5 protein-coding genes are annotated in these 17074 nt (G+C 42.0%); 2 read left to right on the forward strand and 3 right to left on the reverse strand.

Annotated elements, in window-relative coordinates; all coding sequences use genetic code 11:
* Nucleotides 1-110: 110 nt before the first annotated feature.
* The 3 genes from ABZD21_RS08110 to ABZD21_RS08120 all read right to left on the reverse strand — a co-directional run bounded on the left by ABZD21_RS08110 (nt 111) and on the right by ABZD21_RS08120 (nt 9365).
* A complete protein-coding gene (locus tag ABZD21_RS08110; protein WP_372774249.1) occupies nt 111-1766 on the reverse strand; it encodes a RagB/SusD family nutrient uptake outer membrane protein in 1656 nt (551 codons plus the stop codon).
* A gap of 25 nt (nt 1767-1791) precedes the next feature.
* Nucleotides 1792-4863: a SusC/RagA family TonB-linked outer membrane protein gene (locus ABZD21_RS08115; protein ID WP_372774250.1), complete on the reverse strand. Its 3072-nt coding sequence runs from the start codon at nt 4861-4863 to the stop codon at nt 1792-1794.
* A gap of 434 nt (nt 4864-5297) precedes the next feature.
* On the reverse strand, nt 5298-9365 hold the full coding sequence (locus ABZD21_RS08120; protein WP_372774252.1) for a two-component regulator propeller domain-containing protein: 4068 nt from the start codon (nt 9363-9365) through the stop codon (nt 5298-5300).
* A gap of 287 nt (nt 9366-9652) precedes the next feature.
* Here ABZD21_RS08120 and ABZD21_RS08125 point away from each other — a divergent pair, with 287 nt between their 5' ends.
* Both ABZD21_RS08125 and ABZD21_RS08130 read left to right on the forward strand, forming a co-directional pair.
* Nucleotides 9653-13837: a two-component regulator propeller domain-containing protein gene (locus tag ABZD21_RS08125; RefSeq protein ID WP_372774254.1), complete on the forward strand. Its 4185-nt coding sequence runs from the start codon at nt 9653-9655 to the stop codon at nt 13835-13837.
* 299 nt (nt 13838-14136) lie between these two features.
* Nucleotides 14137-17073 carry a SusC/RagA family TonB-linked outer membrane protein gene (locus ABZD21_RS08130; protein WP_372774256.1) on the forward strand — a complete coding sequence of 979 codons (2937 nt, stop codon included), beginning with the start codon at nt 14137-14139 and terminating at the stop codon, nt 17071-17073.
* The last annotated feature ends 1 nt before the right edge of the window (nt 17074 follow it).

Consider the following 17074-nt stretch of genomic DNA (forward strand, 5'->3'; position numbering starts at 1 on the left):
TGAAAGGCCGGGCAATGAACGGATCTCCGGGCCAAGTCGTTAGTGAAACCCGGGCATATCAGGGATACTAATATGCCCGGGAAATTTTTAATTGAATAAACGGATTGGTATTAATAGCCGAAGTTCTGCTCCAGTGAGCCATCGGTTAACTCCATCTCTGATGCAGGGATTGGACGAAGCAAATGAATGCTGGCATCGAATTTCCCGTGATCGATCACATGTGGATTGTACAGATTGATCCGTTCTTCCAGCTTTCCGGTACGTTTCAGGATTGCCCAGCGGCTTTCTTCACCGGCAAGCTCCATGGCACGTTCGTTTAGGATATCGTCGATGGTAACAGCGGTGTAGTAATTTGTTTCGCCTGTTGCACGTTCGCGAACGCGGTTGATGTTTACCAAAGCCTTTTCCTGATTGCCGGCTTTCAAATAAGCTTCAGCAGCAATTAAATGTGTTTCAGCCACGCGGAATACATAGGTATCACGGTATCCACCTTCTGTTTCATCAAAACCTTCATCGCCAAACTTTTTAAAGATCGGAAAGTTGGTGGTAACGACATTTGAACTGTATTGGTAGATTGCTCCGGCAACATTATCGGGTTTCCCATAGTAATACTGATCCGGATTGTACACCCAGTAGCGGTTCAACGCTTCAGTTAACTCATCGCCCGTGATCGCCGTTTTCGGAAAGTAAATAACGGTATCTCCCGGAACAATAACATCCTGCCCTACTGTAGACACATAGGTATTATTCTCGTTCGCATATAAAACGCGGTGAATAGTAGCCTCTTCACGCGAATCGTTTTCAGCGAACAGGCCATAGAAGAATGATGTTGGCATGGCACCAAAATCGGTTCTTCCGTAAGGATTTGTTCTTGCGATCCCCACGTAATCAATCAAACTCGACAGGAAAATGGCGTGTTTGTTATTGTTACGATCAACATAATCGCCACCATCGCCATATTGAACAGAGAAGAGTACTTCATCATTTTCCTGGTTGTCGAAATCGAAAACCTCGCCAAAAGTTTGAGTGCGAATATCGTACCCGTTAATTGCACTTTCGGCCAATGCAGCCGCTGTCGTAAAATCGGATGAACTTCCGAACGATTTGTAACCTCTGCTTACATAAACATCAGCCAGCAAGTGCTGTGCAGCTCTTTTCGAAATCCTTCCAAAATCGGGTGAAACCAACAAGTCAGGAATCGCATCTTCCAAATCTTTAATGATCTGCGCAAAGGTTTCCTCTTCGGTAGAACGGGCATAGTCGCTGCGGATACTCGAAGTCTCTTCCAACTCAAGAACAACGCCACCGTACTGCTGCACCATGTTATAATAGGCCAACGCCCTCAACGCTTTCGCCTGGGCAATACCGTAGGCTTTTTTGGTCAGGTTTCCTTCCGACCAGGCAATTTGGTTCTCGTACCGGTTGATCGCGGTATTGGCGTAACTTACAATTGTGTAGTTGCCCGACCAGCATGAACCACCTGACGAAGAGGTTATATTGAAATATTCATTTAGCGCATTGGTATCGTAAAACGCGCCTTTTGTGGTGAAAATATCAGTCCCGTAGAAATTCACATCGTAAACTTTGTACGCGCCGCGTAAACCAGTGTAGATGTTCACAATCAGGTCATCGGCAGTATCCTCAGTAATGTAACTCTCTGCCGTTATGGAAGAATAATTATCCTCTTCCAGAAAACTTTCGCAAGCGTTAAATCCGAACAACAGAATTAACAACCAGCTTCCTACTATATATTTTTTTAACATCATGATTTCTATTTTAACGATTATACTCCTAGAATCTCAGTTTTAAACCAAACAGTACGGTACGAATTGAATAAGCCATTCCGTATGAATTCTGAAGTCCGGTTTCAGGATCTGGTCCTTTGTAATCAGTAAACGTAAATGGATTTTGAACGTCTAAAGACAAGTGCATATTTGAGACTTTCAGGGTATTTAAAACCGACTTTGGCATATCGTAGCCAATTCCAATATTTCCAACTTTCACAAACGACATATCCTCAAAATACCACTCTCCGGGGTCTCCCACCGAAACCATTGGCCGGCTTGCACTCTGGTTGTTCGGAGTCCAATACTCCATATCGATGGCATTAAATTTAGCGTTGTCGTTTTGGTAAGGTGAAAAGTTCTGGTAAAACTCGGAGTGTCCCAATACTCCTTGACGAGTATAAACCATAACCGAGAAATCGAAGTTTTTATACGACAGATTATTGGTGATACCACCTGTCCAATCGGGTGAATGCGAGCCAATCACAACTTTATCATTCGTATTAATGATATCGTCGTTGTTTTGGTCAACATATTTATACTGACCAGGAACCGAGCCGTAAACAGCTGCTTCGTCAACCTCGTCCATTTGCCAGATACCGGCTACTTCGTAGGAATACATCGCATCGATCGCTTCACCAATCTGAAGAACACCATGTCTTCCGTAAGGGATTTTATCCAGGTCACCTTCAATTGTCAGGATCTCATTTTTGTTTTTCGCAAAGTTGATGCTACTAGTCCATTTAAAGTCGCCCCGATCGATGTTCACCGTATTGACAACCAATTCAATACCTTTATTACGAACAGAACCGAAGTTACCGGTAGCACTCGAGAAACCTGTCAGCAGGAACAACTCTTTGTCGAAAATGGCGTCTTCGGTTTTCTTGTTGTAGAACTCCGCTTCAACACGAATTCTGCTATCAAAGAAACTAGCGTCGAAACCAATGTTATATTCTTTAGAGATTTCCCATCCTAATTCGGCATTTGAAAGCGAAGTAACACCTTTTCCGGTAGCCAAATTATCTCCGTACAGATAGGTTACATCTGCCAGATAGGCTTGCGAAGCATACCGGCTAACAACAGCATCGTTACCCGATTCACCATAACTAAGGCGAAGTTTCAGGTTGCTTAACCAGTCGATGTCCTGCATAAAGCTTTCTTCGCTTACACGCCATGCGAAAGCTGCCGATGGGAAGAACGCCCACTTGTGATCTTTGGCAAGTTTCGAAGAACCATCATAACGACCAGTTGCAGTAAGCATATACTTATCGTTGATATTGTAGTTTAAACGTGCCGCAAAAGCAGCCAGTGTTTCTTTCGAATAGTAGGTATCGTAGGCACGAACATCGGTACCAACGGCTGTATTGTAGAAACTGTAACTATCTGAATCGATGTTGCGGGTTTCGATGTCACTACCTTCATCCTGTTGATGCCAAATTGAAGAGATTAAAGTTCCTTTTAGCTCATGTCCATCTTTAATTTTCACATCAAAATTGGCCACGTTATCCCAGGTATACGAGTTGGTAAAATCAGTTTCGTAATACGCTCTGACTCTGCTGGCATTGTTCTGTGACGATTTGGTAAGCAAGCCCCGGTATTCGCCATAACGTTTTGAGTTGACATTTGGCGCGAAACTGGTTTTAAAGCTCACCCACGACAGCGGCTTAATTTCAGCATAAATATTTGCGATAAAGCTATTTGAACGGGTATTCACAGTCCACGACCCTTGATCTTCGTAGATCGGATTGATAAAACGCTGATCCTGTTCATCGGGGATCAATCGAATCAGTCCATCTTCGTCATAAGGATTTACGGTTGGAGCCAATCGATGAGCACTTCTGAAAAGCTCTTTACTTCCTTCTTCACGTTCCGAATACGAAAAGTAAGTTTGAATTCCTACGGTTAAATAGTCTTTCACTTTTTTCGACACGGAAGCCCCAACATTATATCTTTCGTAGCCCTCAATTCCCATCACACCTTCATCGCTTGTGTAACCAATAGAGGCGTTGTAAACCAATCCGTTTTGTCCACCTGACATCCCCAGAGTATGGTTAGTCTGAATTCCGGTATGGGTTAATAAATCCCGCCAATCGGTGTAATTTCTGTTGGCAACATTATCTAATTCGTTCTGACCAATAAAGACCAGGTTGTAGTCCAGCGGAAGAGCGTTCCAGCTTTCAATGGATGCGTTACCGCCAGCAACGACGCTTTTCCACTGTGTGGCACGCAAATAATCTTCGGCCCAGGCAACATACTCGTCGCCCGAAAACATATCTGGTTCGTTTACAGTTTGATTAACCCCAAAAGAACCATCGTAAGTGAAAACTGTCTTGCCTTCAAATCCTGATTTGGTAGTGATAATGACCACGCCATTTGCACCCCTTGAACCATAAATGGCAGTTGCCGACGCATCTTTCAACACATCCATTTTTTCAATGTCGGCAGGATTCACAATGCTGATATCCTCCATAAAAATTCCGTCGACAACGTAAAGAGGCTGCCCCAAATCCGCTGTAGGATCGTCGCTAACACCATCGTTTCCGACGTTGCTGTTTTTGATTACCGTATTTCCCCTGATTTTGATCGCCATTGGAGCTCCAGGCTTCGAACTCAGCTTGCGAACATCAACACCGGCCATACGCCCCTGCATTGCCTGGGCTACATCCGTCTTATTCATTTCAGTAAGCATATCGGCATCCATCGAGGCAACGGAGCCAGTTAAATCGCGCTTTTTTACGCTTCCATAACCAATCGCAACCACTTCGTTAAGTCCGATCGATTCTTCTACAAGCATGACATTGTAAACCATTGCTGTTCCAACCGCTTTCTCAACGGTTTTCATTCCTACAAAAGAAAATTGAAGCAATTTGGCACTAGCCGGAACGGATAGCGTGAATTTCCCATCCATATCTGTAATCGTTCCATTCGTTGTCCCTTTTTCAACGATGGTTACGCCAGGAAGACTAACTCCTTCCGAGTCGGTTACCACACCTGTTAGTGTGCGTTGTTGCGCCCAACTCATGGTCGTAAAACCAATCAGGAAGCACACAATCATTGTTAGTTTAAGTAGTTTTCTCATAAATAGATTTGATTTGATTTTGAAATACATCACAACAAATGTAAAAGGATGTTAAAAAAGGGATATGGATTTTCCATCCCGAAACATGGACAGATCAATCAGCAAACACAACACACTGGCTACATGACAGATACAACACACACCAACAGAGCGTTTCTGAATATCAGGCCAAAATAAAATGAATTTTGCAGGAATAATCCATCCCATAAAGCGACAAATTTTACAGAAAACAGGAGTAGGCAACTTGAATTATGGTGGGGAAGCATATCAAAAAAACATCTAATTCGTCAGCTGAAAGACCGAAGTACAATTCACGGCAATCAGGAATCCGGAAAATCAACACACTTTTGTGTCATCAATTTCGAAAGCCCAAAATGAACGTGATTCGGTGGAACAAATTCACCCGGGATGGTTGGATCCGGAAGTAAGAATATTTATTCGCCCGCCGGATACTTACTTGGCGAGATACCAAACTGCTTTTTGAAACATTTACTGAAATACAACGCATCATTAAATCCGACTCGATAGGCGATTTCAGAGATCCTCAACTCAGACTCTTTGATCAAAAGTGCCGCCTTTTTCAGGCGGTAAGTCCGAACGAATTCAACCGGCGAAAGGTCGGTAATGCTTTTTATTTTGCGATAAAGTTGCGACGAGCTAACGCCAAGCCCTTTACAAAGATTTTCAATGTCAAATTCCGAATTATCAAGATTCTTGTCAATTAATTCAATCACCCGATTTAAGAAATCTTCATCGATCTTCGAAAAAGTTAGTTCCTTGGACGTTACCTCCTGGTGGCTGCCAAAGCCGGCTTTTAGTTTCTTAAAGTTGTCGAGGATGTTCCGAATCCGAATTTTCAACAATTCCGGTTCAAACGGTTTGGTAATATAATCGTCGGCTCCCATTTTGTATCCGGAGATTTTGCTTTCAATAGAAGTTAGGGCAGTCATTAAAATAACCGGGATGTGACTGATTTCTGAATTTGATTTTAGGTTTTCACAGAACTGCAAACCATCCATCTGATCCATCATTACATCAGAAATAACCAAATTTGGATTTTCAGTGACACAAATTTTCAAGCCATCAACACCGTTGGATGCCGTATAGATTTGGTATTCTTCTGACAATAAATCACGGAGAAAATCACGTAATTCCAGATTGTCTTCGATTAAAAGAATACGCGGCTTGTTTTCAGATTTTTCGGGAATTTCAGTCGGGTCATTCTTTGCATACGAATGAGTTAGCAGCTCTTTTGTCCGGCGGTCAGCATCGCGCTTAAAATCGAAGATCTCTTCTTCCGAATACAGATCTTTCCCCAAAGGAAGGTGAATAGTGAAACAGGTTTCACCGGGCACACTGTCCAGCTTAATTTCACCATGATGCAACTCAACCAATGTTTTTACAAACGAAAGGCCAATGCCTGAACCTGTGTTTAAAGCCCCCGACTCTTCCTTGATCTGATAGAAACGCTCAAATATTTTTTCGTGAAACTGCTTCGGTATTCCTTTCCCGTTGTCGGTTATTTTAAGTTCGACATATCCCGATGGGAATTTGATGTTTTGCTCTCCGGTCCGCAATTCAATTTTGATACGTCCATACTCGGGTGTGTATTTAAAAGCATTCGAAAGAATATTAAAGATCATGATATCCAGCTTTTCCTGATCAAACCAACCAGTCACAAATGCCGAATCATTGGTAAATGTCAGATCAATCGATTTTTCCTTTGCCATATATTCGAATGCGGCAATGTTCGACTCAATGGCCTCAACAATATTCAGCTGAATCGTTTTCAATTTCATTCCTTCGAAGAGTGATTTTCGGAAGTCGAGAAACTGATTCACCAGAGATAAAAGTCGTTGCGAGTTATTCAGGATCAGGTCATGTAGTTTCGACGTTTTACCGTCAGCTTTCTCCTCGCTAATCAGTTGCTTTATCGGCCCCATGATGAGGGTCAACGGGGTGCGCAGCTCATGCGAAATATTGGTATAAAAGCGAAGTCGCTCATTGTTGAACTTTTCTTCTTTTTCGCGCTTTACGCGTTCAATCAAAAGTTCACGTTTCAGTTGAATACGGGCTAAAATAACCCGTCGCGACTGAATAAAAACGGCTATGGCAATGATAAAATAGATGAAGAGTGCCAACGAGCTCAAAAATGGCGAAGGTTTAACCCGAATGATCAGTTTTGCTGATTCTTCGCTCCAGACTCCATCATTATTTGCGGCAAAAACCTCGAAAATATATTTCCCCCGACTTAAGTTGGTGTAGTGCGCTAAACGCTCGGTTCCGGTATGCCATTCCTTATCATATCCGTGCAAAATATATTTGTATTTATTCTCTCTGGTATTCACATACGAGGTTGATGTAAACCCTAAGGTAAAATCCTTATTCTGATGATTTAACACAAGTTCGTCCTGACGATTGAGATTCTTGCTTAAAACCAACTGCCCGTTGAGCTGTGTCCCAACCTGAATTTCAGTATTATTGACAATGAGCTTGTTGAAAATCGGTTTAGGAGAGAATGCGTTATTCAATGGCTCTGATGTATTGAACCGATAGATCTGATCAAACCCACTCAGATACAACTGGTCATTTTTATCAATAAAAAATCCCCTGCGATTATACTGACTACTTCTGGTTCCGTTGTTTACACTAAAAAAACGGATCTGATCGGTTGTGGGTTCCCACCTTGCAATGCGGTTAAAATTTAGATTTAGCCAAATGCTTTGTTGCGAGTCGAGTTGAATATTGGTAACCCACAAATTACCAACATCCGGAAACTTTTTGGATTTAAATGTATTGGTTTGTTCGTTGTACAGATAAAAACCATTTCGGCCGCCGACAAATATTTCACCACTGGCCGATTCTTCAATATCATTAAATATATTGGGATTTAGAATCGAATCACTTTGATCGGGCAGATAGTATTCAAAAGCACTTAAACCGGCTTTTCGTTTAAAAACTCCCAACTGAGTAGCAATCCATAAACTTCGGTTTTTGTCGATCAGGATATCATTGATCTGAACATCGCCTGACAAACCATTTTCGGCCGTAAAGCGCTTTGTTCGGGGATTGAAATATTTTAGCCCTTCGCCTCCTGTACCAACAAGAATATTACCGTTAGCATCTTCAGCAAGCGAATAAATTGGTGTGTTCTTCGGCGAATGTTTGTAGGTTGAAAAATCCTGCGTTTTCCCATCCATCTTTATTAATACTCCATTGTAACTTCCAGCCCAAATATTCTTTTTCGAATCAATTAAAATGGCATACAACTTTTCCTCAAACTGTTCGAACCCAATTGTTCCCGGAAAATTCGAGATACTGGTTTCGTCACTAAATAAAATGCCATGCGAAAGAGTCAGGATTAGGTGACCATTTTTGTAGGGGTGAAACGCGGTTGCTGTTTGTTCCGGGAGTTGGCTGATTGATTCACCGCTAACTTGCTCAAACTGATTCTGATAAAGATCATACTTATTCAATCCGTTTTCGGTTCCGATCCACATGCACCCCGACTTGTCCTCAAAAAAATCCATGATTTGCGCATGCGATATCGACTGGTTATCTTTTCGGTCGTGGACAAACAAATCAAAATTACCGGTAGTTAGATCCTCGAATTGCTTACACAATATTAATCCACCCCAGGTGCCAATCCATAATTTTCCATTTTGATCTCGGGTTATCGTTCGGAAAAAATTGCCCATTTCGCCCATCGGAGAGCCCGTGAACGAGTAGTAATTAAAACGATTAGTTTGAGGATCAAATAAGTTTATGCCGTTTCGCGTACCAATGGCAATTTTACTATCGGTATCCTGAAACAGACAATAAACATCGTTACTTGTCAGTTTCAGTGAGTCATTTTCGATTCGGTAGTTTTGCAACGAGTCGATCTTCGAATCGGAATAGGTAAAACTAAAAACACCATCGCCAAAAGTTCCAACCCATATTTTGCCATCATTCCCAAACAATATCGACTTAACATACGGACGAGAGTTTCCGATCGTATTTTTGAATTCAATTTTTATAAATCCATCCCGGAGGGAGTCATATACATTAACACCCGAATCATATGTGCCTATAAATATTCGGCCACGTTTGTCCATTTGCAGACTTCTGATTTTGTCGCTGCTAATGGATCCAGGTTCCTTTTCGCTGTGATAGTAGGTAATTAACTCTTCGGTAATCAGATTGTATTTCGATAATCCGTGATTGGTTCCAATCCAAATGTTGTTGTTCAAATCCTTCAACAGCGCAACAACGTCATTATTAATCTGCTCGTTGTTTCTAAAACGCTGTTGCACAACAAACTCATCACCTTCGTACTTGTACAATCCGCTAAACGTAGCAATCCATAAAACCCCGTCGTCATCCTGAATTATTTGTCTGACACTTAGATTAGCCTCACCTTCCTGCGATAATATTTTATCAAAAGACTTGTTTTGCGCAGAACTGACTTTAAATGTCAGCAATAAGAGGAAGAAAAGGATGCTATAGTTTTTTACAGTCATTTAGCAGGTGTCGGGATGGTTACAATTTGGGCAAAGTAAATGATTCTGCATCACAAACCCAATAATTGCCTCGAGTATAATACTTATTGATAGCGCATTGAACAGGGTAGAAAACAGTTTCAACTCACCAATGGTTCAATGCCGGTCGAATCAACCCAAAGAAGGAAATATTTGATTCAAAGTCACCTTCTTAGTTCAGCCATTTCCGGCACCGTTGTCGTAAAAAATAAATTTGAATATCTTCAATGCGATTTTTACCTGCTTAACCTGTTGCCTAAACTAAATTTATGGAAAAGAAAACGACACGAAGTGAGATTTTCATTCTGACTCTAATCTGTACACTATTCGTTTTCAGTAGTTTCGGTATAAACTTCAGAAAATACGACATGGGCTCGGGGCTTAGTCACAATTCGGTTATGTGTGTGACTCAATCGCAAGATGGATTTATCTGGATTGGAACACGAGACGGGCTTTGCCGATTCAACGGAGTTTCGAATACGGTCTACAAACAAAACTTCGACGATACAAACAGCATTTCAAATAACTCAATTAACTGCCTCTTCGAAGCTTCCGACGGAAAACTTTGGATTGGAACGACGATGGGGCTGAACTGCTATTCACCTAAAACTGACCGTTTCGAAAAATTCACGTTACAAGCCGATGGGAAAGGAATTTCACAAAATTATATTCGGGCAATCATCGAAACAAACGAAGGTAAAATACTGATTGGCAACCCGTTCGGGATTGACATCTACGATCCGACTACAAATGCGTTTGAAGCCATTCCTATTGAGAAATCAAACACCTTAAAAGACAACATCATCACTTGCTTTTTCAAAGACAGCAACAACAGAATCTGGGTTGGACAGCGATCCGGAGTGTACCTATTCACCAACAATTCTTTCGAACGGGTTTGTCTGGATAAAAAACTGGAGTCGTTGTTCGATAAGTTTGAAATTCGGGACATCCGTGAAGATTCAAACGGCACTATTTGGGTAGCAACCGAGGAGTACGGACTCTATGCCTTTAAATACCAATCGAACCAATGCGAAGATTTCCGAAATTATACAGTCAGCAACAGTAACATCGTTTCAAACCATATTCGCAAAATTTATATTGCCGATGATGAAATCTGGATTGGCACCATGGATGGCCTGAGTATATTTTCACCAACCAAAGGGTCCTTTAAAAATTTTCAATACAGCGCAGACGATCCTGACGGAATCAGCAACAATTCAATCCGCGACATTTTAGGCGATAATCAGGGAGGTATTTGGCTCGCCACTTATGCCGGTGGCGTGAATTACTATCATCCGCAAAATAATTTGTTCCCTCATTACAAATCGACAACAGAAGACACGAACTTTTTGACCAGCAACGTAATATCCTTTTTCCTGGAGGAAAAAAATGGCGATCTGTGGATCGCTACTGAAGGTGGCGGTTTGATATTCAGAGAGTTTTCGAAAAATAAAACGAATCACTATTTGAACCAAAAGAATAGGAACAGTCTGGTTCAAAACTACGTAAAATCGTTGGCTCAGGACGAAAAAGGGAACCTGTGGATCGGAACATTCAACGGCCTTAGCTATTTCGACAGAGAAACCGGAATTTTCACCAACTACCTTAACGATCCGGAAGACCAGAATAGCCTGATAAAAAACCAAGTACACAGCCTTTTCATCGACAACCAAAATTTAATTTGGATTGGAACCAACGGAGGTGGCCTGCAAACATTTAACCCGGCATCGAAACAATTTAAGTTGATATTGTCGGACGAAGTAAAAAATGTGAATGTGATCATGGCCGATCAGAAAGACAGAATTTGGGTTGGTCACCAAAGCGGATTGGCTTGTCTGGACCGGCTGACCGGCAAAAAAATCGACATCAGCTCGCTTCTAAAACAATTACCTCTGAGCGTTCAATACGTTCAATGCCTCTTCGAAGACCGTCTTGGCCGGATTTGGGTTGGCACACAAGGATTCGGCCTTTTCCTGATTCACGAAGAAGAAATATTTTGGTATAATACCGAAAAGGGATTGCCCGACAATACGGTTAATGCCATTACAGAAGACGCAAAAGGTAACTTTTGGCTCAGCACCAATCAAGGTGTTTCAAAGATTAATCTCGACGACTCGATTGAATCATCAACAAAACTAAAAAGCAAAACCTACTCGAAAAGTCAGGGAATCCAAGGGCTTCAATTCCTGCCAAACAGTATCCTTCATTCAAAATCGGGGTTAATTTATGCTGGCGGCGTGAACGGATTTAACGTTTTCGATCCGGAAAAGGTTGATGATCGTGACTTTTTCCCGCCAATAATTTTTACGGATCTCCGAATTCGCTCTAACACAAAAGAAGGCGTAAAACACTGGCCGGTTCAAAACTTAACTACCAGCCACCGTGATTTAAAACTCAACTATCAATTTCGCGATATTTCCGTCGATTTTCTGGGAATTAATTACACCGACCCAGAGAATACCTATTACCGTTACCAACTGTTGGGTATCGAAAAAGACTGGGTATACATTGCTAAACAGCGGACAATCAACTTCAATTATTTGCCTGCCGGGAAGTACGAATTACGCTTGCAGGCATCAACCAACGAATCAAATTGGGGAGACACCTATCAATCCCTTTCCTTTGAAATATTGCGTCCATGGTGGCTAACGGGTTGGGCTTTTGCGGGCTATTTACTGTTTCTTGGTTTGTTTCTGGCTATCTTTTTCAGTCTGTCGAAACGATGGGCGAACCTGAATAACCGATTGGAGATGGAACAATTCCAGCGAACCAAAGAGGATGAGTTGCACCAGTTGAAACTTAAATTCTTCACCGATGTTAGCCACGAACTAAGAACTCCTTTAACTTTAATTGTTTCGCCGCTCGAACAAATTATACAGCAACCCGATTTAAACAGCCGGCTTCGGAACCAACTTTCGTTAATTCAGCGAAACGGAAACCGGATGATGCGGCTGATCAACAAAGTACTTGATTTGCGCCGCCTGGAAACCGGACACGAACAGTTAAAAGCGGCTCCGGGTGATCTGGTTAAATTTCTGACTGAAACCAGCTTGGCGTTTAAAGAATCGGCTACAGCAAAGAATATCGAGTTTAAATTCATTCCGCTGGAACCTACATTGGAGATTTATTTCGACCGGGATAAAATGGAAATGATTCTGTACAACCTGTTATCGAATGCCATAAAAAACACCAAACAAAATGGCCGGATTACACTCGAACTTAGTGTAGCAAATACCGAACAGATAAGCAGAAATAAGCTCCAAACCGAAAGTAGTTATGCCGAGATTCGGGTTTCCGACAATGGCCGGGGTATTCCATCCGAGCTATTGGATCGCATATTTGAACGTTTCTTTGTTTCGCAAACTAGGGAAAGCAGAAGGTCACTGGATTCCGGTGTTGGATTGGAACTCACCAAACGACTGGTCGAACTTCACAAAGGAATTATTTCGGTGGAAAGTCGCGAAAGAACATCGGAGGAAGACGGATTTACCTGCTTTTCGATTTTATTTCCCATGGGTAAAAATCATCTGTCGAACGACGAAATTGCATCAGACTACAAAAGCAGCGAGGACTCCTCTCAATATGTTAAAACGATTCAGGAAGCAGAGGCTCTTGATGGCGCTGAGAACGAAGAAATTGAAGAACTCCCCACTGAATTTGAACAAAATAGCTCGGAAACCAGGCTGCTGATTGTGGAGGACAATGCGGAGGTCAGATCATTTATAAAAAGCTTATTTACAAATCAATACTTGGTAGAAGTGGCCGAAAATGGCAAAATAGGATTGCAAATGGCGACCGAAAATGTACCTGACTTGATTGTTTGCGACGTTATGATGCCCGAAATGGATGGCATGGAATTGTGTAAACGAATCAAAACAGATGTTCGCACCAGCCATATTCCGGTGATTCTATTAACCGCCAGAACGGCGATTACCTTTAAGTACGAAGGGCTCGAAACCGGTGCCGATGACTATATCACCAAACCCTTTAGTGCCGACTATTTGAAGCTCCGCGTTCGGAATCTAATCAGGCAACGCGAAATGATTCGGAACCACTTTACCCGGGAAACTATTTTCGATCCTGCAAAAATTACCGTGACATCGGTCGACGAAAGACTATTGAAAAAAGCGGTTGACTATATCGGCGAACATATGACCGACGCCTCACTTAGTGTCGAAAAACTGAGCAGCGAATTAGGCTTGAGTCGGGTGCATCTGTACCGTAAAATTAAAGCATTAACCAACCTCACCGCTGTAGAATTCATTCGTAGCATCCGCCTAAAACGAGCAGCGATGTTGCTTCAGGAAAACAAACTGAACGTTAATGAAGTGAGTTATTTGGTCGGATTTGACGATGTAGATTATTTCCGCCGTTGCTTCAAACAGCAATTTGGAGTCGCTCCATCGGAATACACCAAGGCCAACCACACCAACGTGGACACCCTTATCCAATAAACACGCAAAGCACTCACTACCTACCAATTACACACACTCCTGTATCATTTATCCTGTAAAAATGATACAGGCAGGCGAAGCCATGTTACATCTATCAGGTATTCCTGTAACATCATTCGATCGCAAAAATAGTCGGTGCACCTATTTTCGTCAATGGAATTCACCCACAGAAGAATTATTATGAATCGAACCAAACGAAAAATAAAACTGCAACTCATTTCCACGGCCATTATCATTTTAGTCATTGGAATTTTTATTCTCAGTATAATCTTTCATCTAATCTAACAAACCAAAAACGTATGAAACAAAAATCAGCATTGAAACGAGTTGGATTGCTCATGCTCTTATTCCTTTGGGGAATAGGTAGTTTTGCACAGTCCAGAGTCATTACCGGGAAAGTGACCGATAACGGAAAGTCACCATTGCCGGGTGTCACTGTAGTTTATAAAGGAACAACAAATGGCACGATTACCAATGCAGACGGCAATTACACGCTAAAAGCCGATCCCGAAGCAAAAACACTTGTGTTCACCTATATCGGAATGATTTCGCAGGAAGTTGCCATTGGGAACTCAGCAACAATAAATGTCACCCTCGAACCAGATGTGGTTGGTGTCGATGAGGTGGTCGTTGTTGGTTATGGTACACAAAAGAAGAGCGATATTACCGGTTCGGTAATTTCAGTCAACAAAGATATCATGGAAACTCGGCCTCGGGTAAGTGTTGAACAAATGCTACAGGGTGCAGCAGCAGGGCTGAGTATTACAGTAAATTCTTCAAGCGCCGAAGGATCGTCGAACACGATGTTGATTCGGGGACAAAATTCTATTTCAGCATCAAACAGTCCCCTAATCATTTTGGACGGAATTCCGTACGCCGGAAATCTGTCTGAATTGAATCCCAAGGATATTGAATCGATTGAAATATTAAAAGATGCTTCTTCGTCGGCTATCTATGGCTCAAGGGGTTCGAATGGTGTTATTCTGATCACATCGAAGAAAGGAAAAGCTGGCGAAATGGTTGTGAATTATACAGGAACCTATGCCATTGACAACGTCATTAATGTTCCCGATTTGATGGATGGAAAAACATTCTACGAAACAAAAGCAGGAAGAGGATTAACAACTACAGCTGTTGAAGACGAAGGATACGAAAGTGGACGAAGTACGGACTGGGTCGATCTCGCTACACAAACGGGGCACACACAAAACCACAATTTATCGTTTCGAGGCGGAACGGAGAGAACCAAATACTATCTGTCGATGGCTTATTTAAATGCTGACGGTGTAGCGGTTGGCGATAAATTTAAACGCTATAGTTTCCGGATTAATCTGGATCACAAGATCTTGCCATGGATTACGTTTTCTACCTCAACTCAATACGGATATTACGACCGTAGCGGAATCAGTGCGAGCTTTGAAGACGCTTTTACCATGAACCCGCTTGGTGTTCCATACAACGACGACGGAACAATTAAGATGGAAACATGGGATGATGGTGTGTATGCAGGGAATCCACTCAACTCGCTTTTGTACGAAAACAGCAACATTACCCGCCGCTTCACCTCCAACAACAGCGTTCTGTTCGAATTACCTTTCGTAAAGGGCTTGTCCTACAACCTAAATACCGGTTACGACTATCGCTCAAGCCTAAGTCAAACCTATCGGGGTACAAATACCTTAGTCGGAACAAAAGTTAACGGAAGTCTCGACTCGAATAATGGATACGATGAAGACTGGATTATTGAAAACATCGTCACCTATAAAAATGAATTTGGGAAACACTCCATTTTCCTGACTGGTTTGTATAGCGCTCAGAGTGAATGGTCTGAAGATCATGATGTGCATGCTGAAGGATTTCCGAATGACGTAATGACTTATTATCAGGCTAACAAAGCCAGCCTGATAGAACCAGATGATTCTTACACAAAGAAAACGCACCTCTCACAAATGCTTCGTGCAAACTATGTTTACGACAATCGGTACCTTTTAACGTTAACTGTTCGCCGCGATGGCTATTCAGCATTTGGTGAAGACAGCAAATTCGGACTATTCCCGTCAGCTGCCTTTGGCTGGAATGTTGCCAACGAAAAATTTATGGACAATATTGATCTGATTGATGTCTTAAAATTGCGCATTTCGTATGGTGTTAGTGGAAATGAAGCCGTTTCAGCTTACTCAACACTTGCAACCTTATCAACTGAAAACTATGTAGATGGAAGTGACGGTACACTTTACGGTTTTTATCCCAGTAGCTTGGGTGATCCGTCGTTAAGTTGGGAAACCACAGCCTCCTTTAATACCGGACTGGATTTTGGATTATTCAACAATCGACTGAAAGGTCTGATCGATCTCTATTGGTCAAAAACAACCGATCTGCTGTTAAAAAAATCAATCTCAAACGTAAACGGAACAGGCTCAATCACCCAAAACATTGGTGAAACTTCCAATAGCGGGATTGAATTTCAACTATCCTCAGTTAACATAGATAAAGGAAAATTTAAGTGGACTTCTGATTTCAACATCGCCCACTACAATACTAAAATTGTCAATGTTGGCTTAACTGACCCCGATACCGGGGACTACATCGATGATGTTGACAGCAAATGGTTTATTGGTGAACCGGTCGATGTTAATTATCACTATGTATTCGATGGCATCTATCAGGAAGATTTGACCGACACACCTCAGGGTGATGTTGTTGCCGGTGATATTCGCTACCTCGATGCAAGCGGCGACGGTGTAATCTCTGCTGACGACAAAAGAGTGATCGGTCGGACAATCCCTGATTTTGTTGCCGGACTGACCAATACATTTAAGTATAAAAACTGGACATTAAGCGTGTTTATGAATGCGGTTGTTGGAATTACCAAAGAAAATGAATTGTTGTACACCAATGACAACGACATGCGACTAAACCGCTACAACGTTACATTCTGGACGCCCGAAAACATGAGTAATATCTATCCACGAAACGACGCTCATGCTAGTGTGAATAAGTACAGTATGCCTTTTTATCGCAAAGCCGATTTCCTGAGGATACAAGATATTTCACTTAGCTATAAAGTTCCTAAAATACTGATTGAGAAGTACAAGATTAATAATGTTGAAGTTTTTGCCAATATAAAAAACCTGGCAACCTGGACCGACTGGGTTGGCTTAGATCCGGAATTCTCCGATCAAACAGCAGTTCCACAAACAGCAACTGTCTTGTTTGGAGTTAAGATCGGTTTGTAAC

This window comes from Mangrovibacterium sp. (assembly GCF_041596335.1).
Taxonomy (GTDB): domain Bacteria; phylum Bacteroidota; class Bacteroidia; order Bacteroidales; family Prolixibacteraceae; genus Mangrovibacterium.